This window comes from Pseudoalteromonas sp. SCSIO 43101, from assembly GCF_023650775.1.
Taxonomy (GTDB): Bacteria; Pseudomonadota; Gammaproteobacteria; order Enterobacterales; family Alteromonadaceae; genus Pseudoalteromonas; species Pseudoalteromonas apostichopi.
This window is the reverse complement of the sequence record NZ_CP072673.1, coordinates 2,262,384-2,288,325: the sequence shown is the minus strand read 5'-3', so window position 1 is coordinate 2,288,325 and position 25,942 is coordinate 2,262,384. Positions and strand designations below refer to the sequence as shown.

22 protein-coding genes and 7 tRNA genes are annotated in these 25,942 nt (G+C 41.3%); 19 read left to right on the top strand and 10 right to left on the bottom strand.

From position 1 onward, the window contains the following. Position 1: 1 nt before the first annotated feature. On the top strand, positions 2-1,087 hold the full coding sequence (gene rlmM, locus J8Z25_RS10605) for a 23S rRNA (cytidine(2498)-2'-O)-methyltransferase RlmM (RefSeq protein WP_250661025.1): 1,086 nt from the start codon (positions 2-4) through the stop codon (positions 1,085-1,087). A 71-nt stretch (positions 1,088-1,158) separates the two neighbouring features. Here the strand turns inward: rlmM and cysZ are convergent, their stop codons facing one another. Then, positions 1,159-1,869: a sulfate transporter CysZ gene (gene cysZ, locus J8Z25_RS10600; protein WP_502934603.1), complete on the bottom strand. Its 711-nt coding sequence runs from the start codon at positions 1,867-1,869 to the stop codon at positions 1,159-1,161. A 286-nt stretch (positions 1,870-2,155) separates the two neighbouring features. Between cysZ and J8Z25_RS10595 the strand changes: the two genes are divergently transcribed. The 4 genes from J8Z25_RS10595 to speB all read left to right on the top strand — a co-directional run bounded on the left by J8Z25_RS10595 (position 2,156) and on the right by speB (position 7,652). Further along, complete coding sequence (locus J8Z25_RS10595) at positions 2,156-3,133, top strand: transposase (RefSeq protein WP_250661023.1); 978 nt, start codon at positions 2,156-2,158, stop codon at positions 3,131-3,133. 469 nt (positions 3,134-3,602) lie between these two features. Beyond that, the gene (locus J8Z25_RS10590) at positions 3,603-4,064 is read left to right on the top strand and encodes a GNAT family N-acetyltransferase (protein ID WP_105174581.1); all 462 of its coding nucleotides are present in this window, start codon (positions 3,603-3,605) and stop codon (positions 4,062-4,064) included. 747 nt (positions 4,065-4,811) lie between these two features. Further along, a complete protein-coding gene (speA, locus tag J8Z25_RS10585; protein WP_130051192.1) occupies positions 4,812-6,725 on the top strand; it encodes a biosynthetic arginine decarboxylase in 1,914 nt (637 codons plus the stop codon). A 3-nt stretch (positions 6,726-6,728) separates the two neighbouring features. Then, positions 6,729-7,652 (top strand): agmatinase, encoded by a 924-nt coding sequence (gene speB, locus J8Z25_RS10580; protein WP_130051193.1) that lies wholly within the window; start codon positions 6,729-6,731, stop codon positions 7,650-7,652. A gap of 55 nt (positions 7,653-7,707) precedes the next feature. On the opposite strand, the gene J8Z25_RS10575 is transcribed toward speB, so the two are convergent. After that, positions 7,708-9,294, bottom strand: a complete 1,587-nt coding sequence (locus tag J8Z25_RS10575) for a LysM peptidoglycan-binding domain-containing protein (RefSeq protein ID WP_130051194.1) — start codon at positions 9,292-9,294, stop codon at positions 7,708-7,710. Positions 9,295-9,441: 147 nt separating this feature from the next. Next, positions 9,442-10,215 carry a hydroxyacylglutathione hydrolase gene (gene gloB, locus J8Z25_RS10570; protein ID WP_130051195.1) on the bottom strand — a complete coding sequence of 258 codons (774 nt, stop codon included), beginning with the start codon at positions 10,213-10,215 and terminating at the stop codon, positions 9,442-9,444. A 53-nt stretch (positions 10,216-10,268) separates the two neighbouring features. Here gloB and J8Z25_RS10565 point away from each other — a divergent pair, with 53 nt between their 5' ends. Further along, entirely contained in the window at positions 10,269-11,027 is a 759-nt protein-coding gene (locus J8Z25_RS10565; RefSeq protein WP_130051196.1) for a class I SAM-dependent methyltransferase, read from the top strand. Here J8Z25_RS10565 and J8Z25_RS10560 read toward each other — a convergent pair. Both J8Z25_RS10560 and rnhA read right to left on the bottom strand, forming a co-directional pair. Then, positions 10,998-11,861: an MBL fold metallo-hydrolase gene (locus J8Z25_RS10560; RefSeq protein ID WP_130051197.1), complete on the bottom strand. Its 864-nt coding sequence runs from the start codon at positions 11,859-11,861 to the stop codon at positions 10,998-11,000. The genes J8Z25_RS10565 and J8Z25_RS10560 overlap by 30 nt on opposite strands. A gap of 89 nt (positions 11,862-11,950) precedes the next feature. Further along, positions 11,951-12,418 (bottom strand): ribonuclease HI, encoded by a 468-nt coding sequence (rnhA, locus tag J8Z25_RS10555; protein WP_167659235.1) that lies wholly within the window; start codon positions 12,416-12,418, stop codon positions 11,951-11,953. Between the two features lie 68 nt (positions 12,419-12,486). Between rnhA and dnaQ the strand changes: the two genes are divergently transcribed. The 10 genes from dnaQ to J8Z25_RS10505 all read left to right on the top strand — a co-directional run bounded on the left by dnaQ (position 12,487) and on the right by J8Z25_RS10505 (position 16,465). Continuing rightward, complete coding sequence (dnaQ, locus tag J8Z25_RS10550) at positions 12,487-13,197, top strand: DNA polymerase III subunit epsilon (RefSeq protein WP_130051199.1); 711 nt, start codon at positions 12,487-12,489, stop codon at positions 13,195-13,197. 9 nt (positions 13,198-13,206) lie between these two features. Continuing rightward, positions 13,207-14,580 (top strand): TIGR03503 family protein, encoded by a 1,374-nt coding sequence (locus tag J8Z25_RS10545; RefSeq protein WP_178927157.1) that lies wholly within the window; start codon positions 13,207-13,209, stop codon positions 14,578-14,580. A gap of 98 nt (positions 14,581-14,678) precedes the next feature. Beyond that, positions 14,679-14,755: transfer RNA gene (locus J8Z25_RS10540), tRNA-Asp, on the top strand. Between the two features lie 27 nt (positions 14,756-14,782). After that, positions 14,783-14,859 (top strand) — tRNA-Asp (locus J8Z25_RS10535). Positions 14,860-14,900: 41 nt separating this feature from the next. Then, positions 14,901-14,977: transfer RNA gene (locus J8Z25_RS10530), tRNA-Asp, on the top strand. A 29-nt stretch (positions 14,978-15,006) separates the two neighbouring features. Beyond that, positions 15,007-15,083, top strand: a tRNA-Asp gene (locus tag J8Z25_RS10525). Positions 15,084-15,120: 37 nt separating this feature from the next. Further along, positions 15,121-15,197 (top strand) — tRNA-Asp (locus tag J8Z25_RS10520). Positions 15,198-15,228: 31 nt separating this feature from the next. Further along, a tRNA-Asp gene (locus J8Z25_RS10515) sits at positions 15,229-15,305 on the top strand. A gap of 50 nt (positions 15,306-15,355) precedes the next feature. Continuing rightward, positions 15,356-15,432: transfer RNA gene (locus J8Z25_RS10510), tRNA-Asp, on the top strand. A 307-nt stretch (positions 15,433-15,739) separates the two neighbouring features. Continuing rightward, complete coding sequence (locus J8Z25_RS10505; protein ID WP_130051201.1) at positions 15,740-16,465, top strand: helix-turn-helix domain-containing protein; 726 nt, start codon at positions 15,740-15,742, stop codon at positions 16,463-16,465. Positions 16,466-16,488: 23 nt separating this feature from the next. Here J8Z25_RS10505 and J8Z25_RS10500 read toward each other — a convergent pair whose 3' ends face one another. Beyond that, complete coding sequence (locus tag J8Z25_RS10500; protein WP_250661022.1) at positions 16,489-16,953, bottom strand: SEL1-like repeat protein; 465 nt, start codon at positions 16,951-16,953, stop codon at positions 16,489-16,491. Between the two features lie 121 nt (positions 16,954-17,074). Here J8Z25_RS10500 and J8Z25_RS10495 point away from each other — a divergent pair, with 121 nt between their 5' ends. Then, positions 17,075-18,367, top strand: a complete 1,293-nt coding sequence (locus J8Z25_RS10495; protein WP_167657755.1) for an NCS2 family permease — start codon at positions 17,075-17,077, stop codon at positions 18,365-18,367. A gap of 26 nt (positions 18,368-18,393) precedes the next feature. On the opposite strand, the gene J8Z25_RS10490 is transcribed toward J8Z25_RS10495, so the two are convergent. Beyond that, positions 18,394-19,152, bottom strand: coding sequence for a hypothetical protein (locus J8Z25_RS10490; protein ID WP_130051202.1), 759 nt, complete (start codon positions 19,150-19,152; stop codon positions 18,394-18,396). Between the two features lie 298 nt (positions 19,153-19,450). Between J8Z25_RS10490 and cysB the strand changes: the two genes are divergently transcribed. Next, positions 19,451-20,428, top strand: coding sequence for an HTH-type transcriptional regulator CysB (gene cysB / locus J8Z25_RS10485; RefSeq protein ID WP_130051203.1), 978 nt, complete (start codon positions 19,451-19,453; stop codon positions 20,426-20,428). A 56-nt stretch (positions 20,429-20,484) separates the two neighbouring features. Here cysB and J8Z25_RS10480 read toward each other — a convergent pair whose 3' ends face one another. The 3 genes from J8Z25_RS10480 to pabB form a co-directional block, all read right to left on the bottom strand. Continuing rightward, positions 20,485-21,861: an L-serine ammonia-lyase gene (locus J8Z25_RS10480; protein WP_130051204.1), complete on the bottom strand. Its 1,377-nt coding sequence runs from the start codon at positions 21,859-21,861 to the stop codon at positions 20,485-20,487. 101 nt (positions 21,862-21,962) lie between these two features. Next, entirely contained in the window at positions 21,963-22,541 is a 579-nt protein-coding gene (locus J8Z25_RS10475; RefSeq protein ID WP_130051205.1) for an NUDIX hydrolase, read from the bottom strand. Between the two features lie 17 nt (positions 22,542-22,558). Beyond that, a complete protein-coding gene (pabB, locus tag J8Z25_RS10470) occupies positions 22,559-23,902 on the bottom strand; it encodes an aminodeoxychorismate synthase component I (RefSeq protein ID WP_250661021.1) in 1,344 nt (447 codons plus the stop codon). Positions 23,903-24,083: 181 nt separating this feature from the next. Between pabB and J8Z25_RS10465 the strand changes: the two genes are divergently transcribed. Continuing rightward, positions 24,084-25,610, top strand: coding sequence for a fumarate hydratase (locus tag J8Z25_RS10465; protein WP_062570698.1), 1,527 nt, complete (start codon positions 24,084-24,086; stop codon positions 25,608-25,610). Positions 25,611-25,942 lie beyond the last annotated feature (332 nt).

Sequence of the window (25,942 nt, the reverse complement as noted above, 5' to 3'; positions counted from 1 at the left end):
TATGTCGAGTGTAATTATTTATTGTCGCAGTGGTTTTGAAAATGATGCCGCTGCTGAAATTACCTTTCAAGCTGCTGAACAAGGCTTTGCAGGTTACGTTAAAACAAAACCAAATACAGGTATTGTTGTTTATGAATGTTTTGATACAAGTCACGGCGATGAAATCATAAAAAAAGTCGATTTCAAAAATATGGTATTTGCGCGTCAATGGTTTACTGGCATTCTAGTGGATAATATGCCACTTGAAGACCGTGTTAGTGCCATTGTTGATGCTGCCGCTGACTTTCCTGAATGTGGTGACTTACGCGTAGAAACGCCCGATACTAACGAAGGTAAAGAGCTGTCTAAATTCTGCAAAAAGATTTCGACGCCACTGAAAAAGTCGCTTGAAAAGCGCTCGAAGGTAACTCGCGAGCTTGCAGAGAAGAAACCAGTAATGCATGTGTTATTTTTAGCAAATGACAGTGCTTATGTCGGCTATTCGTATACATTTAACAACTCGCCTTTCTTTATGGGTATTCCGCGCTTACGTATGCCTAATGATGCGCCGAGCCGCTCTACCTTAAAACTCGATGAAGCCTTTAACGTGTTTATTCCCCCCCATGAAGCCGAAGAACGTATGCAACCTGGCATGCGAGGCGTTGATTTAGGCGCTTGCCCAGGTGGTTGGACTTATCAGCTGGTGCGCCGTGGAATGTTTGTAAGCGCAATCGATAATGGCCCAATGAATGATGATTTGATGGAAACAGGGCAGGTTAAGCACTTCAGAGTAGATGGTTTTAAATATCGCCCTGAAAAGCGCAATATTCAGTGGTTAGTGTGTGACATGGTTGAGAAGCCGACAAAAGTGACTAATCTTATGATTGATTGGGCAGTTAATGCCTACGCTAAAGAGCTAATCTTTAATCTCAAGTTGCCTATGAAAAAACGTTTTGACAGCGTTTACGAATGTTTGAAAATGATCAAAGAAGAGCTTGATAAATATGGAGTGAGCTACGAGCTGCAAGCCAAGCATTTGTATCACGATCGTGAAGAGGTCACAGTACATTTGAATGTAACTAAGGTGCCACAAAGCCTTTACAGTTAGCATCAATTTGAAAATAAAAAGGCCAATAGCTAAAACTATTGGCCTTTATATTAGACGATTAAACATCTAATTTAAGTTCGATATTTACTTCGGTAAGTATCGACCCATAAACGTGTGCCTCCACATACTGCAACAGGCATGACAATTAAGTTAACAATTGGGATTGCAGTTAAAATCATTACAGCTAAACCAAAACCATAGGACAAGGTTTGCTTTTGCTTTAAGTCACCTTTCATTTCGTTAAAGCTAATTTTATGGTTATCGAAAGCGTAGTCTTCATATTGAACGGCATACATCCAACAGGTGAAAAGCACCCATAAAACTTGCCCGATCACAGGTAAAATCCACAATAAAATAAAAAAGCCAATAGCGCGTGGTAGGTAATAGCAAAGTTTTGTCCACTCTCGTCCTAGCATGCGCGGCACATCTTTCATTGTATCGAAAAGGCTATCGTCATTAATTTTTTGCCCAGTTAAGTAAAGCTCAACTTTTTCACTGAGCAGGCCGTTAAATGGGGCTGCTATAAAATTCGTAATAACCGTGAAGAGCATGCTGTAACTAAATAAAATCACCAGCACGGCAATCGGCCACATTAGCCATTCGAGCCAGCTAAGCCATTCTGGTAATAACGAGTTCATGTAAGCAAAGCCATCAGTGAGCCAACCGTACAAAAAGAACAGCGAACTACCAAAAAGCAGGATATTGATTGTTAAAGGAATAAGTACAAAACGTTTCAACCCCTTTTGGCTAATTAACTTAAAGCCAGAAAAGAAGTATTCCATACCTTGAGTGAACTGCACGAGAAAACCTCATCTTTTTTCTTGTTGTTTGCAGTATATGGTTTTAACGATATTTGAACAGCTTTTTTCCGTAACAAAGTGTTTAACTCTTTACATGGACTAACTCTTTACATGGACAGTCACTTTAAGCCTAGCTCTCAGCTGTATTCCAAGGGAAGAAATTTAAATAGACAGTCATTACACTTAACTGTTCTTGCAGCACAAGAGTTTTTGTCTACACTTTAGTTACAGCCCATGCATTTTAAATTATCGGTTCAAGGAGTGGACGATGGCTTTAGCAAGGAAGCGGCAAATCTGTTTGTCGAATACTAAATACTATCACTGTGTATCCCGATGCGTTAGACGCGCCTACCTTTGCGGAGAAGACACTCTTACAGGTAAATCATATGAACACCGCCGAGGGTGGGTTGAAGATCGTCTGCTTGTTCTTGCGAAGGTATTTTGTATTGATGTGTGTGCTTATGCAGTGATGAGTAATCATACTCATATTGTGCTTTATGTAGATGATAAAAAAGCAAATAGGTTAACCGATAAGGCCGTTCTTCTACGCTGGAATAAGCTCAGTAAAATGACGCCTTTAGGTCAAAACTTCCTCCGTGGTGAGCAATTGAGTGACGTTCAACAGGCCTTTTTAAATAAAGAGGTTGCAGAGTATAGGACTCGCCTTTCTAGCATTAGTTGGTTCATGCGAATGCTTAATGAATATATTGCCAGACGTGCAAATAAAGAAGACGAATGTACCGGGCATTTTTGGGAAGGGCGCTTCAAGAGCCAAGCACTACTTGATGAATCTGCTCTTTTAGCGTGCATGGCCTATGTTGATTTAAACCCTGTTCGTGCAGAGGTTGCGAGGACCCCAGAGCAATCTGACTATACAAGTTTCAAAAAGCGGTGTCAGGGAGCGAAGAATTCAAAACAACCTAAGCTACTAGCTCGTTTTGTTGGTGGTATGAACAAGAATAAATCAAAGGGAATACCTTTTGAGTTAAAGTCATACCTGTTACTTGTAGAGCAGACAGGGCGTTGTATTAGCACGGATAAACGCGGATATATAGATCATCATTTACCTCCTATCCTTGAGAGGCTTAATCTCGAGCCAGCAAATTGGCTAACATTAACAACACAGTTTGAACATTTATTTCACGGTGCTGTAGGTCGAATACAAGCTATTGAAAACTACTGTAGTAAAACTGCTCGAAAGCGGCGAAGTAACAGGACTAATAGTCTATTACTGTTAGCTAGCTAATTCTTTTATGTGATTTTTGTAATATTATTTTTTAAAACCATTACTTTGAAATGGCTAGCGTTTCTCAAATTAATCAAAATCAGTTTTAAGATTAAATGAAAAGAAAGACCTTTATAGTTAAGCGGGCTTTGCAAGGTCAAGTTTAGAGAGATTGAGAGGAGTTTTAACCTAAGTCTAAGGTTTTTATTTTTAAGTGCCTGTCCATTTTAGTTAAATTAAAAACTAAAGTGACTGTCTTCTTAAAGTTTTAGTAAAAATCATTAATCTTTAATTGAGCGGTGTAGGTTGGACTTTAATTTTTATCAACTGGGCGTTTTTTCAGTTACATACTGTTGAACTAAGCGATAGTATGGCGGTCTGAACAGTACCTATAAAAATGAATATTGAAAACAACAGTAGAGGATTAAACTAATATCCGATATCATTGTTAACATCATTAACAAAAACGACATATAAAAATGGGAGTTTTATGCAGTTAGTCGATTTAAATCCACATGATCCTGAAGTAGTACACGTGTTTTCTGATATAGACCGACTCATAAACTCATTATATCCTGTTGCAACCGCTCAATCCTTAAGTGTTGAAGAACTTGCTGAACCTAATGTTTATGCCATTGGCTTGAAAAATGAAGATGGTATCGTTGCTTGTGGTGCAATCGTGATGCAAGAAGGCAATCCTCCATATGGTGAGATCCGCCGCCTATATGTAAAACCAAGTTACCGTGGTAAAGGTTTATCACGTCGAATTATGCAAATACTCTTGCATCACGCAGGTGAGCAGCAAATTCCGCTTATTCGATTAGAAACAGGCCCTAAACAAACAGAATCCATTAGCCTATATGAAAACTTAGGCTTCAATCGTTGTGGTCCGTTTGGTAACTATAGCGAAAATCCACAAAGTTTATTTATGGAGTTAGGGCTTAACCAGTAAGTTAGGTATTAAGCCATGTTTTATTGAGGTTATCCTAATTTATAAATATTCCTTACAATTCATATGTTTTGTTACGATTTTTTTGATTACTGCCTGTGGTGATAAGTCACAAGTATCTATTACTTCTAAGAGTAAGCAACCCGACTTTACTATTGATACCACCCAGTTCTACTTAAACTCATGTCACTCCCTAACTGGTGTCTTCAATCATAATGGCACTATAGAATCAAAAGTTATTCTTACATTTCCTTATCGGCCTTTAAGTGTTTGCACTGATAAACAATCACAGCTTAATTTTGATGGTACTTATCTTACTGTAAAAATTTGCCGCACATCTTTTGGTGCAGGAGGGTGTGGGGTTGAAAAGTTTCGGACAAAGGACTTTGAAAATTGGCAAGAGTACATCGGTATTACGTGGCATGATAACGAGCAATATGAGGCATGGAGGCGCTTGGGATCGAACTCAACAAAAGCAGATGAAATCACAAAAGTAGTGCCTGTCCTCTAAAATGCTGTCCTCTAAAATACTCTAAAATGAAAAACAGTCCACTAATATGTATTCTTGTTTACAGTGCCTGTCCTTAAATAATTTTGAGTATGGGTAGGGAATTATCGATTCGTTTTTCACATTAAAAATCACTCGTTACGAGTAAAAATTCTTGTTGGACTTGAATCACTATTTTTCTTTTAATGCGCGGCAACAACCCTTGCCGTTTTTGGCATTACTAAAATAAAAGAGAAAGATAGATGAAAGAGACAACATCACTAGAACAAGCTCGCACGAGTTACAATGTTCGTCATTGGAGCCAAGGTTTCTTTGGTATTAATGATCAAGGTGATGTGTATGTTGCGCCAAAGGCCCATGCCCCAGAGCAAACCATTGCACTAATCGATATCGCACAGCAATTACAAGACAAAGGCTTAAGCTTGCCTGCGTTGGTTCGTTTTCCACAAATTTTACATCATCGTGTACATAGCTTATGTCAGGCATTTAACACGGCGATTGAAAATTATGGTTATCCGAAAGACTATTTGCTTGTTTATCCAATTAAAGTAAACCAACAACGCGAAGTTGTTGAAGAAATAGTTGCAAGCCAAGCTGATATTGAAAAAAAGCAATTGGGTCTAGAAGCGGGCAGTAAACCTGAGCTATTAACGGTTTTAGCCATGGCTGAAAAAACCAGTGCTGTAATTGTATGTAATGGCTATAAAGACCAAGAATACATTCGTTTAGCACTGATTGGCGAGAAGCTAGGTCACAAGGTTTACATTGTTCTTGAAAAACTGTCTGAGCTAGACATGGTGCTTAGCCAAGCAAAAGAGTTAAACGTAAAGCCACGCATTGGTATTCGTGTACGTTTAGCGTCGCAAGGTAAGGGCAAGTGGCAAGCAAGTGGTGGCGAAAAATCAAAATTTGGTTTGTCGGCATCGCAAGTACTCAGTGTGGTTAATCGTTTAAAAGCATCTGATCAACTTGATCTGATCCAACTTGTACACTTTCACCTTGGCTCGCAAATGGCAAACATCCGCGATGTTCGCTTAGGTGTGAGTGAAGCTGCGCGTTTTTACTGTGAGTTACGCAAATTAGGTGCACAAATTGATTGTTTAGATGTAGGTGGCGGTTTAGCGGTAGATTATGACGGTACACGTAGCCAGTCTCATAACTCAATGAACTACAGCTTAAGTGAATATGCTAATAACATTGTATACACCATTGGTGATACCTGTAAGTTATATGAGCAACCAATGCCGCGCATTATTTCTGAATCAGGTCGTGCGTTAACAGCGCACCATGCTGTATTGATTTCGAATGTTATTGGTACCGAAAGCTATGTACCAGAAGACATTCAAGCGCCAGCCGCTGATGCACCACTATTATTAAAAAACATGTGGACATCATGGCAGCAGTTAAGTGATGACAATGACGACCGTGCATTAATTGAAATTTATCATGATAGCCAAGGTGATTTAGCCGAAGCACATAATCAATTTGCACTTGGCTTATTAGATTTAACAGAGCGAGCATGGGCGGAGCAAGTTAACTTACGTGTATGTTATGAACTTAACAAACATATGGATAACAAAAACCGTTTTCATCGTCCGATTATTGATGAATTAAATGCGCGTTTAGCAGATAAGTTTTTTGTGAACTTTTCATTGTTCCAGTCATTACCGGATGCATGGGGTATTGACCAAGTGTTTCCTGTTTTGCCTTTAAGTGGTTTAACAGAGGCACCACAAAAGCGTGCAGTGTTACTTGATATTACCTGCGACTCAGATGGTGCTATGGAGCACTATGTCGATGGTCAAGGTATTGAAAGCACCTTGCCGGTACCAGCATTTAGCGAAGAAAAACCTTATTTAATGGGCTTTTTCTTAGTGGGTGCTTATCAAGAGATTTTAGGTGATATGCATAATTTATTTGGTGACACGCACAGTGCAATTATAAAAATGGACGAGCAGGGTCAGGCGAAAATCACTGAGGTTAACGAGGGTGATACCGTTGCTGACATGATGCGTTATGTACATTTAGATGTAGAAGGTTTTCAGCAATCTTACGCCCAACTGGTAGCGGCAAAATTACCAGAATCAGAGCAGCAAAGCGTATTAGATGAGTTGCAAACTGGCTTAAATGGTTACACTTATTTAGAAGAGTTATAAGCAATGTCGACATTGTTTGACCACACAGATCATTCGTTATATTCAAACGGCATGACGTTTCTACGTCAGCCGATGGTGCAAAACATCACTGCAATCGATGCCGATGTAGTGGTGCTAGGTTTACCATTTGACCTGGCGACCTCGGGTCGCCCAGGCGCACGTTTAGGCCCTGATGCAATTCGTCGTGCCTCTGTGCACCTTGCGTGGGAAGAAATCAAGTACCCGTGGACGTTCCCGTTGTTTGAGCGTTTAAAATTAGCTGATGCTGGTGATTTTACCTACCCAGTAGGTGACCCAGAATATTTTACAGCGCAATTAGAATTAGCGGCTGAGCAAATTCTTCGTCAAGGTAAAACATTATTAGGCTTAGGTGGCGACCATTTTGTGACTTTGCCTTTACTGCGCGCCCATGCTAAGCAATACGGTAAGATGGCATTAGTTCATTTTGATGCTCACACAGATACTTACAGCAATGGCTCACGTTATGATCACGGTACCATGTTCTATCATGCGCCGATGGAAGGACTCATTGATGTTGAACACAGTATTCAAATTGGTATTCGTACTGACTTTGATCAGAGCAAACATGAGTTTGCGGTGATTGATGCAATGGCTGCCAATGATTTACCTGCACAAGATATCGCTGAGCAAATCAAAGCACGCGTGGGTGACTTACCTGTGTATCTAACCTTTGATATTGACTGCCTTGACCCTGCATTCGCTCCAGGGACAGGCACACCTGTGTGTGGTGGCTTAACAAGCGATAAAGTGCTTAAGGTGCTTCGTGCATTGAAGGGCATTAATATGGTCGGTATGGATGTGGTTGAAGTATCGCCATCATATGATCAAAGTGAATTAACCGCGATTGCCGCAGCGACCATTGCCAATGAGTTATTACACTTATGGGCTTTAAAGCATAAATACTAAGTGAGAGAGACAAAGAGCGCCTAAAGGCGCTCTTTTTTAACATAAAATGAAGCCGTTATGCGCTTCGTACATCAACTTTTAACTTAAGCTTTTGCCCAGGCTGAATGTATTTTTGTCCAGCTAATGAGTTCCATTTAATAATATCTTGCACAGAAACATTAAACTTAGCGGCAATTCGCGCTAACGAGTCACCACGACGAACTTTATAGGTAATTGTTCGCTCTTTGGTTTGTGTCGCAGCAAGTTGTGACTTTTCTTCCTTATATACAGTTAGCTTTTGACCAACACGAAGCACTGAATTTTTTTTCAGCTTATTCCATGTTGCTAGTTCTGCAATAGTCACATCGTACTCACGGCTGATATCCCAAAGTGTATCGCCACTGGCGACTTTATGGCTTAGCTTTTTACGTGTTGCTTTATTCGCTGCCATACGTACTGATTTTGGTAAATGCTGGCTATTTATCTCACCATCACTTAGTGGCACAAGTAATTGCTGACCAACACGAATAGTATTCGATGAAAGTTTATTCAGCGTTTTAATGGCATTTGTACTTGTAGAAAACTTCTTCGCAATCACAGATAAGCTGTCACCACGTGCAACCACATATTGCTGCCAGCGCAGTCGGTCTTTTTGCTCTGTTTTTGCTAGTCTCTCAGAAAACGATTCAACTTTATCTGACGGTAATAATAAAAAGTGCGGTCCATTTGGATCAGTCGCCCAGCGATTAAAACCAGGGTTCAAACGATAAAGTTCAGTTAAGCTAATATCTGCCATATCAGCAGCGAGTGCCAAGTCGATTTGGCTTCCTACATTAACCGCTTCAACTACTTGAGCATTAATAATTGGCTGCCACTTCACACCAAACTCGTCGCTGCGTTTTACTAGATCAGACAGCGCTAACAGCTTTGGTACGTACGAAGTGGTTTCTTTTGGTAAATCAAGTGACCAAAAATCCGTTGGTAAATGCTTTTTACGGTTCTTTTTAATGGCGCGAAGTAAACGACCTTCACCTGAGTTATAGGCCGCAATGGCATTTAGCCAATCGCCTTCTAAGGTTTTGTGTAAATATGATAAGTAATCTAGCGCTGCACGGGTCGATTGCACAATGTCACGACGACCGTCATACCACCAGTTTTGTTTTAAATCGAAACGCTCACCGGTCTGTGGCATAAATTGCCAGATACCTGAAGCACTGCGGTGCGAATAGCCAAATGGGTCAAATGCACTTTCTACAATGGGTAAAAGGGCAATTTCGATTGGCATTTGACGTTTTTCGACTTCTTCAACAATGAAGTATAGGTATGGCTCAGCTCGCTTCGAGATACGATCTAAATAGGCCTGATGACGCGCATAATAGTTACGCTCAGCAACAACAGGGCGGTTTTGTGGCACATCAATCGAAAGCTGGTAGCGAATACGTTCCCATACATCATCAAATACAGGAGGCGGCTCATCAATATCGGTTAATTGTTGATACTGAGCGTTGATCATCAATGCATCATTGATGTCGCTCGGACTTGCGCCGTCTAATTGTTGCTCAACATTATTGTTCGCAACATCTGTACTTGCTGAGTCAGAGGCTGTTAATTGACAGCCACTTAAAATCAGCGCAAGTGATAAAACTAAAGGAGACTTATACATATATACCCATACATCAGGTAAAAAAACTCGGCGAATATTACCTGCTCTGAGAACATATTGCCACTTTATGACCAGTTTATGTCAGCTTATTATTGCAAGATGCTGATCTAAATATACAAAATTGTAAACACTGGCGTTTACGTTTATTTAAAAGTTATCTTTCCAAGCTCTGAGACCTGAAAAGCGTTGCCAAGGTTCATTCAGATCCAAATTAATTTTTAGCTCATCAGGCAGCTCATCGGTGATAGTTGCTACGTTGCTACGCAAAAATGGATTTATTTGTTTTTCAACGCCTAACTGAGTTGGCAGGCTTATTTCGCCGTTGGCGCGCAGCATATCTACTTTATCACTGTAGTTGAGTAGGTATTCATTATTTGGTTCAACGGCTTTTGCAAAGGCTAAGTTGGCTTGCGTGTATTCATGAGTGCAATAGATTTTACACTCATCTGGCAGGGCTCTTAATTTACATAGCGAGTGCCACATTTGCTCAGCACTGCCTTCAAATAATCGTCCGCAGCCAGCACTAAATAAGGTGTCGCCAGTAAAACTTAATTCGTCATTAATGTAACAAACATGGTCTAGGGTATGACCGGGTGTCGCAAGCACGGTAAAAGTGTAATCATACACAGTGACTTTATCCGCTTCTGATACGCCATGAGTAATGCCTTTAAAAGGGCTGTGTCTTGGCCCATAAACCGGAATATCACGAAATGCCTTAACCAGTGCAGCAACGCCATCGGTATGGTCATAGTGGTGATGGGTAATCAAAATACCGCAAAGTGTTAAGTTTTGCTCGTTTAGGTAGTTTAAAACAGGTTCTGCTTGACCTGGGTCTACAACCCATGCAGTTTGCTCAGCCTCATTGCTGATGCACCAAATGTAATTATCAGAAAAGGCTTTAATTGCTTTAACTTGCACCATGTTTAATTGCTCTATAAAGTGACAGTTAACACACAGTATAACGAGCTCAGAAAATGAAACCAGCCCTTAGTTTTCAAGAAGGTCCTAAGCCATACTCTTGGCAGCAGTTCCCTCATGGTGACTATTTACGTGCTGAAATTGAACGTAAGCTAACGCCATGGCTGCCACGCATGTTTGGCTATCACATGCTCAAACTTGGTAATTTAAGTGGTGAGCTGGCAACCAGTGAAAGTCCTATTAAGCATCAAGTTTGTGTAGCAGAGCAGGGGTTATTTACCGGTGTAATTGCGGATGTAGACGAACTGCCTTTTTATGAGCACAGTGTTGATGCATGTATTTTATCGCATTGCTTAGAATATCATTCTGATCCGCACCACATCTTACGCGAAGCACACCGTACTTTAATTCCCGGTGGCTATCTGGTGATCACGGGCTTTAACCCGTTTAGCTTGTGTGGATTGGCGCAGCTTTTACCTTTTAGTCGCCAAAAGCTTCCTTGGACAGGGCGCTTTTTTACACCGTCGCGAGTAAAAGATTGGCTGAATCTATTGGGTTTTGAGATTATTTCGGATGAGCGATTTATCCATTCATCGCTTGCAAGAGGGAGCCGTTTATCACGCTTTGCTGCTTGGCGTAGTTTTGGTCAACAATATTTAAAGCCAATGGGGAGTGTTTATATGCTGGTGGCTCGAAAACGTGTGGCCCCGCTTACACCAATTAAACCTAAATGGCATGCAAGGCCGCAATTTTCGCCGGTAAAAGGAGCTGGGCTTAGACAAACATCAAAGCAGCACTGTGAGCGGGATAGCTAAATAGTGTTGGTGAGTATCCGTTTTGCTTGGGTATTGGCCTGCACGAATATTTAATTGAATAGAAGGGTGCAGCAGCTTTGGTACAGCTAAGGTTGCATCGCGGTCTTCCCGAGTTGCAATAAAGCTTTGTTTATCGCCTTTTAAATGAATGTTTTGCTCACGCTGCTCTTTCACTGTGGTTTTGTTCGCGAGAGGGCGGCCATCTGGTTGGTAGTCATGACACATCCAAAGTACCGTGTCGTCAGGTAAAGCTAAAATACGTTGTAGTGAATCATATAACTCGGCTGCACTACCGCCAGGGAAGTCACAGCGGGCTGTGCCGCTGTCTGGCATAAAGAAGGTGTCACCTACAAATACATTGCCATCAATGTGGTAACACACACTATCAGGAGTGTGGCCCGGTGTGGCAATCACATCAACCGTGTAATCACCTAACTGAAATTGTGCTTTATTAGCAAATAAGGCATCAAACGGTTCACCATTACATGGCATATCTAGATTATAAAGTTGGCTAAAGTGTTTTTGAACGTGTGTGATCCCTTCGCCTGTACCAAGCTTACAGGGATGTGTGTTTTGTAATTGTTGCTTTATATAACTTGCTGCGGTGATATGGTCAGCATGTGCATGGGTCTCAAGTAGCCATTGTAATGTGAGCTGCTCAGTCTTTATGTAGCTGATGATCTCATTGGCTGTTGTAAAACTTAACTCACCACTTGGCATATCAAAATCAGCGGGTGCATCAATCAGCAAGCAATCTTTAGTGCTTTCACAACTAACTAAATAACAGAGAGTGGCGCTTTGTTGATGATAAAAAGAGTGAATGCGCAGAGCCATAATGAGTCCTTTATAATTCGTTATAGCCAAATCTTATAACATATAACACAAATATAAAACGGCCTGCGCCAAGTTTATTTCAAGGCTCCTTAATTACCGTCGTAACCTGTGTCTTCAAGTAATTTATCGCTGCCAGCAGCTTCGCGAGCAAGATCGTCAACAATTTCATTATATTTATTGCCGCTATGGCCCTTTACCCAGCGCCATTCTACGTCATGCTGTTGGCATGCTGCATCAAGTCGTTTCCATAAATCGACATTCTTGACTGGCTTTTTTGCTGCTGTTTTCCAGCCGCGTTTTTTCCAATTTTCGACCCATGACTCAATCCCTTGTTTCACATATTGGCTATCGGTGGTGAGAATGACGTGACAAGAGCGGGTGAGGGTTTCTAGTGCAACGATAGCTGCGAGCATTTCCATCCGATTATTTGTTGTTAGGGTATAACCTTGACTTAATTGCTTCTCGTGGCCGTTGTATCGCATCACGATGCCATAACCTCCAGGCCCTGGATTACCTAAACATGATCCATCGGTGTAAATCTCTACGGTTTTCTGCACTGTTTTACCTTGATATTGTGTACAATAAAGTGATGATAGAAAGATACCAGAGTCAGGCTTAAGACGATATGGCACATAGACAAATAGTTTTAGATACAGAAACCACGGGTATTGACCCAAAGCAAGGCCACCGCATTATTGAAATCGGTTGTGTTGAACTTGTTAATCGCCGCCTTACTGGCAACAACTTTCATGTGTATATCAATCCACAGCGTGAAATAGAAGAAGAAGCGATAGACGTTCACGGTATAACCAATGAATTTTTGCGTGATAAGCCTTTATACCACCAGATTGCTCATGAATTTTTAGAATATATTCGCGGCGCTGAGCTTGTAATCCACAACGCTGCGTTCGATATCGGTCACATGGACAATGAATTTGCATTGTTAAATCAAGGTTTTCCGAATACTGCCGATGTATGTAGTGTACTTGATACTTTGAAAATGGCGCGTGACTTGCATCCAGGTCAAAAGAATAACCTTGATGCACTTTGTCGTCGTTACGATATTGATAACTCAAAGCGTACCTTACACGGCGCACTGCTGGATTCCGAAATTCTAGCAGATGTTTACCTTTCTATGACGGGTGGACAAGTAAAGCTGAATCTTAATCAAAATAAAGATGAAAGCTCAACACAACAAGCTGGTGGTATTCGCCGACTTAGTGCTGATAGAGCACCGCTTGTCGTATTAAGAGCAACAGAACAAGAGCACGCCGCTCATGAAGAGCGTTTAGACTTGGTCGCTAAAGGTGGTCAATGCTTATGGCGTGCAGAATAGGGTAATAAAATGAGAAAACAACTGCTAGCAGGATTAGTGTGTTTAATTCCCTTAACGGGATTTGCCAACGAGCAAGATAAAATAACCCCATTAGAACGTGATGGGGTGCAAAATGAAATTCCCCTGCTAGAGAACCGTTTTCGTATTGACCATAAAATCGATAAAGTTACTTTACTCTTCTTTCGTAAGCGCGGTGCGCCTGCCGTTGTTTTAGTTCGCCCTGATGGTACCAAGTACTATGCTACTGACTCAGTCAAAAATGATGACCTCGACTGGCATGATGAATTAAGCTATGACTTGATCACCATCAGCAACCCAATGCCTGGTCCCTGGCAAGTAGTCGGCAGCATTTTGCCAGATAGCCGTATAATGGTGCTGGGTGAAATTGAGCTTAATGTTGATCCACTCCCGCCTATGCTGTTTCGTGGAGAAACAGTCAAACTGACTGGCCGCGTATTAAATGATGGTGAGCCTATAGAAGTTGGCCAGTTTCGTGATGTAATAAGTCTACACGTTGATTTTGTCAGCACGAATAATAGTGATTTCGCAAACTTTGGCGCAGGTACGCAAAGTGTTACCGATTTTAGAGATGATGGGCGTGGCTTTGATGAGCGTCCTCTTGATGGTGTGTTTACCGGTGAATTTAAGCTGATATTCCCAGCCGGGGAGTGGCAACCCGAGCTTTATATAGAAACCCCTATATTAAAGCGTACCGTGGTACAAAAACCCATTGTCGTGCACGAACCGCCTTTTGCTTACGAAATAGCACTTGCTGAGCAAGATGAAGATGATCACATTTTAACGATCACCTTAAATCCTGAAATCGTCAAACCAGAAACAGTGCTTATTCAAGGAAAAATATATTACCCCAATAATGAAGAGCAAATGTTCTCTTTAGATGCTGATAAATCGCAAACACGTGAGCTTGCCATTAAAAATTATGATTGGGGTCGATACAGTGTCGAGCTTTCTGTATTTGGTAGCAATATAAATGACCGTGAATTTATGGCTACTTTACCTACTTATAAATTTGAAATAGAGCGCCCAATTGAAGCTGTACCAGAAATTGTTCGCCCTGAAATTGATTTAGAAGCGCAAGCGGAGCAACAACGAATTCTTGAAGAAGAACAAAAAACATCCACCATGCTCATGGTGACTTTAATTGTTGTTGGAAATTTAACCGTACTTTTATTGGGTTGGCTAGCAATTAGAATTTTTGTTCAAAAGAAACCGCTTAAATTTAAATTTTCGTTACCGTTTTTAAAGAAAAAAAATCAAACCGAAAATGATGAGCAAGCAACGAATGAAAATGAAGTTGGCAAAAACGGCTCAAAAAATGACAAATCAGGTGAAATTTTAAACCTTTCGATGTCAGATGACTAAAAAACCTGTAAAAATACAAAAAACCCCTTGACGAACCAGAGGGTGATTCGTATTATTCACGCCGCTGTCAGGGGAGACTCAGTCAGCAACGAAAATGTGGAGTGGTAGTTCAGTTGGTTAGAATACCGGCCTGTCACGCCGGGGGTCGCGGGTTCGAGTCCCGTCCACTCCGCCAATTTTCGATAATTTGTAAGTATGCGCTGGAGTGGTAGTTCAGTTGGTTAGAATACCGGCCTGTCACGCCGGGGGTCGCGGGTTCGAGTCCCGTCCACTCCGCCAATTACTTGCACAACTTATGGTTGTAAAACATTTTCCTTTGCGGAGTGGTAGTTCAGTTGGTTAGAATACCGGCCTGTCACGCCGGGGGTCGCGGGTTCGAGTCCCGTCCACTCCGCCAATAGGAAAATAAATAGCATTAGATACTGCGGAGTGGTAGTTCAGTTGGTTAGAATACCGGCCTGTCACGCCGGGGGTCGCGGGTTCGAGTCCCGTCCACTCCGCCACTATTTAAACGCTATTTTATTACAAAATTTGTATCGCGGAGTGGTAGTTCAGTTGGTTAGAATACCGGCCTGTCACGCCGGGGGTCGCGGGTTCGAGTCCCGTCCACTCCGCCAACAAATTAAGTAATAACAATGATATCTCTGCGGAGTGGTAGTTCAGTTGGTTAGAATACCGGCCTGTCACGCCGGGGGTCGCGGGTTCGAGTCCCGTCCACTCCGCCATTTGATATCATAAACAAATTAAGTGCATTACCCCATGCACATACCACTGCGGAGTGGTAGTTCAGTTGGTTAGAATACCGGCCTGTCACGCCGGGGGTCGCGGGTTCGAGTCCCGTCCACTCCGCCATTTGTTTTCATCAAAGCAAATGATTAAATTAGTCTTTACTCTCCAACAAATTATCTCTTTACACTGAAAACGTATCTCGTATCTCGTATCTCGTATCTCGTATCTCGTATCTCGTATCTCGTATCTCGTATCTCGTATCTCGTATCTCGTATCTCGTATCTCGTATCTCGTATCTCGTATCTCGTATCTCGTATCTCGTATATTTCTTCCTATCTTGCTAATATTCTTAATTATTCCTATTTATTCAGCTTCTTATATCTGCATGAATAGCAAAGAATAGTGGCTCCACAACAAAAGGAAATGCGTTATGAGTACATTCGGAACACAACTAAAACACTATCGCTGTGAGCTAAAACTAAGCCAACCAGAATTTGCTGAGCAAATAGGGATAGAACAAAGCTACCTTTCAAAACTTGAGAACGATAAATCAGTGCCTTCAAATGACACATTTCGTTCGATACTAACGGCGCTCAACCTAACAATTTGTGACTTTATGGAGCCATTAAAACACTCGGCAGATAAAGCGAGGTTGATTAATGTGCCTGACATTGAAGCTTGGTATAAGCGACAAAGTAATAAACAATTCATTAAACAGCGCTCATTGATATATGTTGCCATACTGTTGAGTGCGCTAGGCTGTGCCATGTTTTATTTAGGGCATCAAGAAAAGCTATTCAATACAATGTTCTATGAGTACAAATCATACGGTGAAGTGAAAGATAATGAACCAGATGGCATTTTTCATGATTGGCGAACGCTACTCGTTGAACAAAGCCGCGAGAAAATAGATGCAAAACGTCGAGAAATGATTAGCAGGCATGATTTTAAATTTATTATCTCAGCTGACTATAAGGGCATCTCGTTTGTAGAGCCTGGCGAGCAAGACAGCAGACGCTTATACAGCCTTACTTCAAAAACACCTATTATCAAGCCGCATAAAGGCCATGTGTGGCTTGAGTTTTTAGGTATCTTATTGCTTGTGGTTGGTGCAGGTCTCATCACATTTGAGAGTAAACTGACAAGACAGCATTAATGAGTTGCAGAACCTGACGCGTGTTAGCTGGCGTCAGGGTCACGAGGAATTAAATGAGCAAACTGTTGCTGGTGGATTTGTTCGTATAAGGTCGCTGCATAGCTTTGCGCATCATGTAATCGGCGATTACTAATGTGCTTTCTAAGGTCATCAAGAGCAGCGGTTGCAGGCTCATATCCCTGACTACTTGCCAAACTTAGCCAAACCGCACCATGAAATACGCTGTGCGGAACACCTTGCCCTTTGATAAAAAATAGCCCCATGTAGAATTGCGCTCTATGATTACCTGCCATAGCAGCTAGGCGCATCCATTTGGCTGCAAGGGGAGGCTGTTCATTTTTTAAATAATACAAAGCTTTGTTTAGTACGTTTTCAACAGATTGAGTACTTTTATCTGGCGCCGACCCTTTATCGGGTTGGGTAATAAAGGCAAGTACATTATCAAGCTGTTGCTCTAAATCTAAGCCTACTGGCGAATTATCAGACATAGTTTAGTTATTTTCTTGAATTAAAAGACCTTATTAGTTTAGAACATTGCAAGGCAAAATGTCCTCTTATTGAGATAAAATATGATAAAATTAGCCAATTAATCTCAACTTAAAGTTCAACATGTTCGAAAGACTTTTCAAAATCACTGAAAACAACACCTCTGTGCGCCGCGAGACTATTGCTGGCATCACAACATTCATTACCATGGTTTACATTGTATTTGTTAACCCTGCCATGCTAGCAGAAGCGGGAATGGATCAAGGTGCGGCATTCGTAGCAACCTGTATTGCTGCTGCAATTGGCTGTTTTATCATGGGTTTATGGGCAAACTACCCATTAGCACTGGCTCCGGGTATGGGCTTAAACGCCTTCTTCACTTATGGTGTTGTTTTGGGCATGGGCTACACTTGGCAAGCTGCATTAGGTGCAGTTTTTATGTCTGGCTGTATTTTCTTATTCTTAAGCCTATTTAAGGTGAGAGAGTGGATCATTGATGCTATTCCACTGGTATTAAAGCGTGCCATTGCCACAGGTATCGGTGCTTTCTTAGCGCTTATTGCATTGAAAAACGCTGGGATTATCGTAGCAAGCCCTGCAACCTTAGTGCAGTTAGGCGATATCACAGCCCCAGGTCCACTACTTGCGATTTTTAGCTTCTTTGTTATTGCTGCGCTGTTATATCGCGATATGAAAAGCGGCGTGCTTATTAGTATTTTACTAGTAACGGCTATTGCGCTTGGTTTAGACCTTGTGGAATATCAAGGAATTATTTCAATGCCGCCTTCAATTGCACCAACCTTTATGCAATTGGACTTTGCAGCCGCATTCGAAATCTCAATGCTAACAGTGGTTTTTGCGTTCTTATTTGTTGATTTGTTTGATACTTCAGGCACTTTAGTTGCTGTAACGCAAAAAGCAGGTCTTGCTGATGAACAAGGTAAAATGCCTCGTTTAGGTCGTGCATTAAGTGCCGACAGCACAGCTACCATTGCAGGTTCAATGCTTGGTACATCAACAACAACGTCTTACATTGAATCAGTAGCAGGTGTGTCAGTGGGCGGCCGTACAGGTCTTACTGCTGTGGTTGTAGGCATTTGTTTTTTGTTAATGATGTTCTTTGCGCCACTTGCTAGTATGATCCCAGCTTATGCAACTGCGGGTGCGATTTTGTATGTTGCTGTTTTAATGATGCAAAACTTAAAGCTGGTAAATTGGGATGATATGACAGATGCAATCCCTGTCAGCGTGGTATTATTAATGACACCGCTCACTTTCTCGATTGCACACGGTATTGCACTTGGTTTTATTTCGTATACTGCGGTGAAGTTGGTATGTGGTAAAAAAGATGAAATCAGTATTAGTGTGTGGGTATTAACAGCGCTATTTATTGTTAAGTTTGCGTTTTTATCTTAATTTGCACAAAGCAAAGAAAAAGTGGTTTACCACTTTTTCTTTGGTGCGAATAATACATCTAAATCGTCTTGCTCTTGTTCTGCTTTTTTCTTCAGTGACGTTGCATTTGATGCTTTTAATTCAGAACTAATCGTTTCTAGATAATTCTCTACTTCTTGCTTTTTGGTATTAACATAATCATCGCTATAGCTAACTGCGCTGAGAGTCGCAAGTGCCTTTTCAAAATACTGTCTGGCAGAACCCACCATGTTTGCTGAACGGGCAGAGATACCACGCTTAATTTGGCTTTCTACATTGATTCGCAGTTGTAACTTTTCAAGACGTTTATCTTCAGCAACAAATATTTGGCTATCTATTTTACCTTTGCCATGCTCTGAGCGAAGTAAGGCACGTAATTTCTTTATCCCTTGAATTAGGGCAATCAGTTGTTTGTCGTTATCTGGTAGGGCTAATGCATCACTATTATTAGCTTCGATTGGAGAGGCTAAACGTTCTTTTGATTCTTTTAATCTGTTTTTCAATTCTTTTGAGCTTGGAGAGAGCTCTACCATACCTGCTAAAGCATCATAAATACGACGCTGAATAATACGTAGGATATTTTCAGACATTGGGATATTGGCACTGTTAAGCAGTACATCCTCTGCTTCTTCAATGATTTTTTTCTGTTTTGTAAGCTCTTTACGGCGCTCTGCTTCTTGTTTTTCTTTATGTTGTTGCACTGCACTGACCCATAGTGCGATCACAATTAATGCAACAATGAGCATGATGATGATAGAAACAATCATTACTAAATCTCAGTTTTAACTATCTAATTTTTTTATCTTACATTAAAAAGATTAGATCTGAACAGTTTTGCGGTTAGTTATCTCGAATAAACTTCTTACACTTACTACTTTATAATGAGTATAGCCTTAAACTAGCACCTTTATTGAATATTTTGCGAGTAAACACCGCTACCGAGCTGTAATTTAATGTGTTAGCCTTAGAAACAATCGATATAAATGTATAGCGCGATGAAATATCGCTTGGCATTGCGCTTTACAGCCTTTATAAATAAACAATAACAACGTCTACAATGCAGCCATGAAACTACAACAACTCAGATATATAGTCGAAGTCCAAAATCATAAACTGAATGTATCCGCAACAGCAGAAAGTTTATTTACCTCGCAACCGGGGATCTCGAAACAAGTTCGTATGCTTGAAGACGAACTCGGTGTACAGATCTTTGGCCGCAGTGGTAAACACCTTACCCATGTAACCAGTGCAGGTAACGAAATTATTAATATCTCACGGGAAATACTGTCGAAAGTTGAAGGTATTAAAGCGGTTGCCAATGAGCATACCTTACCCGATCAAGGTAAGCTTAATATTGCGACTACTCATACTCAGGCTCGTTATGCATTGCCGAATGTTATTCAAGGTTTTATGAAAAAGTACCCAGCTGTTTCGCTGCACATGCATCAAGGTACGCCGCAACAAATTTCAGATGCTGCAGCACGCGGCGATGCTGACTTTGCCATTGCGACTGAGGCATTGCATTTATATTCTGATTTAGTCATGTTGCCTTGTTATCACTGGAATCGCAGTATTGTTGTGGCAAAAACACATCCGCTCGCGCAAAAGGCTGATAATTTAACGGTTGCCGATGTGGCTAAATACCCACTTATTACTTATGTGTTTGGTTTTACGGGTCGTTCTGAATTAGATAAAGCTTTCAATGCGCATGGGCTTGAGCCGCATATTGTATTTACTGCAACCGACGCTGATGTAATCAAAACCTATGTCCGTTTAGGGCTAGGTGTGGGTGTTGTGGCGTCTATGGCGATTGATCAAATAACTGATTCTGATTTAGTGTGTATTGATGCAAGCCACTTATTTGAAGCGAGCACTACCAAAATTGGTTTTAGAAAAGGCAGCTTTTTACGCAGCTACATGTATGATTTTATTGAGCGTTTTGCACCACACTTAACTAAAGAGTTAGTGGAAAAAGCAAGCTTATTACGTAATCAAGAAGATGTTGATAAGCTCTTCGAAAACATTGAATTACCAGTAAAATAGATATAAAGAAGCCGCGTTAAAGCGGCTTTTTTATTGTGCTCAAAAGGTGCTATAAATTAACACTCGATGATATTAACAGCTAAGCCACCGCGCGCGGTTTCTTTGTATTTTGTTTTCATATCATTTCCTGTGTCGAGCATGGTTTTAATGACCTTATCAAGCGTAACCTTTTGCTCGCCAGAACCGCGCATTGCCAAACGTGATGCGTTAATTGCTTTAATTGAACCCATCGCATTACGTTCAATACACGGAACTTGCACAAGACCGCCAACGGGGTCACAAGTTAAACCCAGGTTGTGCTCCATACCGATTTCAGCGGCATTTTCAACTTGCACAACATTACCACCCATTATTTCAGTTAGTGCACCAGCGGCCATTGAGCAGGCAACGCCCACTTCACCTTGGCAACCTACTTCAGCACCCGAAATTGAAGCATTCTTTTTATATAAAATACCAATTGCTGCAGCTGTTAATAAATAACGTGTTGCAATATCACGGTCTACTTCTTTAATGAAAGTGTGATAATACATTAATACCGCTGGCAAGATACCCGCAGCACCATTGGTTGGTGCGGTAACAACACGGCCACCTGCTGCATTTTCTTCATTTACTGCAAGAGCAAACAAATCAACCCAGTCCATTGCGCGCAATGGGTCATTATTAACCTCAATATTTAATTTAAGGTGTAAGCTTGGTGCGCGGCGTTTTACTTTTAAACCACCTGGTAAGATACCCTCTGTACGCATACCTCGCTCGATACAGGCTTTCATTACTTGCCAAATATTAAACAGCTCATCTTTAATGTCTTTTTCGCTGCGTAGAGTTTTTTCGTTGTGCATCATAAGCGTTGATACACTAAAACCTGATTCACGGCATAGATCTAATAGCTCTTTTGCAGTATTAAACGGGTAAGGAGCTGGGTTTTCTTCGCGTATCTCGAGCGCTTTTTGTTTTTCGTTCTCGAACTCATCATCGCTTACGATAAAACCACCACCGATTGAGTAATACACCTTACTAAATAATTTTTCGCCATTTTGGCTGGCAATGATTTCCATTGCATTTGAATGTTTTGGTAGTGTTTTACGGCGGTGGAATACAATCGCCCCTTGCTTTGGGAAATTGGCTTTATGGCTTTGGTTTAAATAAATAACCTGTTCTTTTTCGATTTTTGCGAGGATATCGTCTACTAAATCAGCATCAATGGTTTCTGGATCATAACCAGCAAGACCTAATATTACGGCTTTACCAGAGCCGTGGCCAATACCTGTCTGCCCTAATGAGCCAAACAGCTCAACTTTAATATCGGTCACGTTTGCAAGTAAGTTTTTTTCTTCTAATTCGTTTACAAATAAACGCGAAGCGCGCATTGGGCCAACAGTGTGAGATGACGATGGGCCAATACCAATACTAAACATATCGAATGCACTGATCATAATTTGCTACTCATTTTTCTATTAACGGCATACTACCTGCCTTTGAACGGTGCCACATGATAACGTTTAAACGTGTCTGTGTAACCCTAAAAGCAGGATAATTAAACTGGTAGGGCGAGCTGTTTGATAAAGTTATTAATAATGCTGGCTGTTGCCCCCCAAAGCAGACCATGCGGGGTCATTAAGCCTTGTAAAATAATGATTTTACCATTTCGTTCAAAGGGCAGGGGCTGCCAATTTTGTTGATTACTCAAATAAGATAAAGGCAGTAAAAAGCTAGCAGCAACTTCGTTGGGATCTGCCTGCCATGTTGTGCCTTCGCTAAGGACACAAACAAATGGCTCAATAGTGAAACCGGTTAGGGTCGCGTATTGGTGTAATTTACCGTGAACCGTCACTTGATGTGTCGCAATATTGAGCTCTTCATTGAGCTCTCGAAGGGCTGTGTGCATCAAAGAGTCATCATGCTTTTCATACTTACCACCTGGTAAGCAAATTTCCCCCGGGTGGTGAAGCAGATAACTTGGTCGTTTACATAGTAATAAATGTGCTTCGTCATTTACATCAAGCAATGGTAGCATCACGGCACTGGCGCGCTTTTCGGCATTAAAGCGAATGGTGCTAGGGCTCTGTGTGGTTTTACTTAAACTAAAACGAGCTATTATTTGCTGACTATTCAAGGTAGTTACTTCAACTTTTACTTTAACAAAGGCAGTATTTTATTTACTTTATCGTAAGTTTCTTGGTACTCCAAGTCGACCTTTGAATCAGCCACAATGCCGCCGCCAGCCCAGCAATAGATAGCACCTTGATGACACACTAAAGTACGAATTGTTATACTGGTATCCATGTTGCCACAGGCACTCAAGTAGCCAATTGAGCCGCAGTACACACTACGGCGATGCGGTTCAAGCTCTTCTATGATTTCCATAGCGCGAATCTTCGGTGCTCCAGTAATTGAACCGCCTGGAAAAGCAGCATGAATTTGGTCAACGGCATCTTTGCCATCCGCTAATTCTGCGCGCACAGTACTTACTAAGTGATGTACTGCCGGAAAGCTCTCTATGGCAAATAAGGACGGCACGGTGACACTACCTGGACGGGCAACTTTTCCTAAATCATTACGCAAAAGATCGACAATCATGACATTTTCCGCACGGTCTTTCTCAGATTGTTGTAAGCGAGAAGCTTGCGCTTGGTCATGTTCATGGTCGGCCAAACGAGGAAGCGTTCCTTTAATTGGTTTGGTTTCTATTTGGCCCTGATTAACTGAAATAAAACGCTCAGGCGAGATTGATAAAATAGCGCCATCAGGATGGTTTATATAGCTTGAGAATGGTGCTTTATTGGCTTCTCGCAACTGTTTATAGGCTTGCCATGTTGAACCCGAAAATTCAGCTTTAAATCGCTGAGCAAGGTTTATTTGGTAGCAATCACCGCTTTTTAAATAAGTTTGAATTTGTTCAAACTTTTCGCTGTAGCTGGCTTTGGTCATATTTGAGTGCCAGTCACTTGTTAGAGCGAACTCTGCACTTTCTGGTGTTTCGTTTAGCTGCTGTTGATAGAGTGCTAAGCGATTATGATTTGGCTGACAGACGTAAAACCAGCTTTGTTGTTGCTTATCAAAAATAAGGGCATCAGGATAAAGACCTATTGCCATTTGCGGCATATTAATATCGTTTTCGGCAGTAGTCGGCATGCTTTCAATCACGCGACCTAAATCATAACCAAAATAACCAAGCCAACCACCAGTAAAAGGTAGGTTGTTTGAGTTTGGTGTGTGATTAAACTCCCTAAGACCAGATTTCATCAAACTAAAGCAATCACTTGATTGTAATTTACCATCTACAAAGCACTGATTGTCGCGCACCTCTAATTGCTTTAATGGCGCAATGGCAATGATATCGAAACGGCTATTCACATGCTCGCTATTAGCTGAATCAAGTAACACGGCGTGGGGCAAATGAGCGAAATGAGTAAATAGCGTGATGCAATCACCGCTTAATTCTAATTTAATGCATAAATTTTCATCGTTTATCATCTACATTGCCCTGAATAACTAGCCCGAAACGGGCGAGGAGGGTATCATAAGTTAAATTTGATTGGCAGCGTTATGATTTCCTTTATAGTGATGCCATGACTAACCCGTAGAGTAAATCTTCGTCACCGGTTTACTCAGGATCACGTACAGCGCTACGCGATAAAAACTTAAGGAACCCGTAATGAGTACAATTCGTCAGCAAGACTTCATTGATAGCATTGAAGATGCATTGCAATACATTTCTTTTTATCACCCTCTCGATTTCGTACAAGCCTTAGAAAAAGCTTACAACAAAGAGCAAAGCAAAGCGGCAAAAGATGCCATTGCGCAAATATTAATTAACTCTCGAATGTCAGCTGAAGGTAAGCGTCCACTATGTCAAGATACAGGTATTATTACTTGTTTCGTAAAAGTAGGTATGGATGTTAAGTGGGATAAAACAGACATGACCGTACAGCAAATGGTTGATGAAGGTACCCGTCGCGCATACTTAAACCCAGATAACCCGTTACGTGCATCAATTGTTGCAGACCCTGCTGGTACGCGTAAAAACACCAAAGACAATACACCATCAGTTGTTCATATCGACTTAGTGCCAGGCGCTGAAGTAGAAGTAATGGTGGCAGCGAAGGGCGGCGGCTCAGAAAATAAAACGAAAATGGTTATGCTTAACCCATCTGATGATGTGGCTGCATGGGTTGAAAAAACATTACCAACGATGGGTGCGGGCTGGTGTCCACCTGGCATGCTAGGTATAGGTATTGGTGGTACTGCAGAAAAAGCTGCGGTACTTGCTAAAGAGTCATTAATGGATCCGGTTGATATTCACGAGCTGATTGAGCGCGGCGCAGAAACAACTGAAGAAAAAATGCGTATCGATATCTTCGAACGTGCAAATAAATTAGGTATTGGTGCACAAGGTCTTGGCGGTTTAACAACCGTAGTTGATGTGAAAATCAAAACGGCACCGACTCACGCAGCATCAAAACCAGTGGTTATGATCCCTAACTGTGCAGCAACTCGTCACGTTCACTTTACTTTAGATGGTTCAGGCCCTGCTGATCTTAAAGCACCGAAACTAGAAGATTGGCCAGAAGTTACGTTTGAAGTTGGCGAAGGTACACGTCGCGTTGATTTAAACACACTGACTAAAGAAGATACGCAAGAATGGAAGATGGGTGAAACTGTACTTCTGTCTGGTACTATCTTAACGGGTCGTGATGCAGCTCATAAGCGTCTACAAGACATGATCCAATCAGGTGAAGGTTTACCAGAAGGCGTTGATTTTGATAACAAGTTTATCTACTACGTTGGCCCTGTAGATGCTGTGGGTGATGAAGCAGTAGGCCCAGCAGGCCCTACAACTGCGACTCGTATGGATAAATTCACCGATATGATGTTAGAAAACACAGGCATCATCGGTATGATTGGTAAAGCTGAGCGTGGTCCTGCTACAGTAGAATCAATCAAAAACAATAAGTCTATCTACTTAATGGCGGTAGGTGGTGCAGCTTACCTTGTTTCTAAAGCAATCAAGAAAGCACGTGTTGTTGCGTTCGAAGATTTAGGTATGGAAGCAATCTACGAGTTTGAAGTAGAAGATATGCCAGTAACCGTTGCTGTTGATAGTGAAGGTGCGAATGCGCATACGCAAGGCCCAGCTATTTGGAAAGCAAAGATCGAAGAACTTGATGGCAAATTAAAATAACCATCTTGTAACTCTTTAAATAAACGGCGCAACAGCGCCGTTTTTTTCAGCTCTGACCAGTCTTAGTTATTTCTTCACCATCCCCTTAAAAAGCATATATTTCTTGGCTTTATCGATACAATTTCTTTGTAATATTTTCTTTACGCTATACTTTACCTTTACGTTCACGTAATTAAGTATGCAATGTTAATATTTTGTTTTGAATTAACAATGCTTAAAGTGTGCTTTTTATGGTGTGTTTTTTCTTTAAAGTGTTATTTTTTGAGTCGTTATTTCGGCAGGGGAACTTTGCTTAGTTTTATCATCTCATATAGTGGCAAGGGAGCAAACGA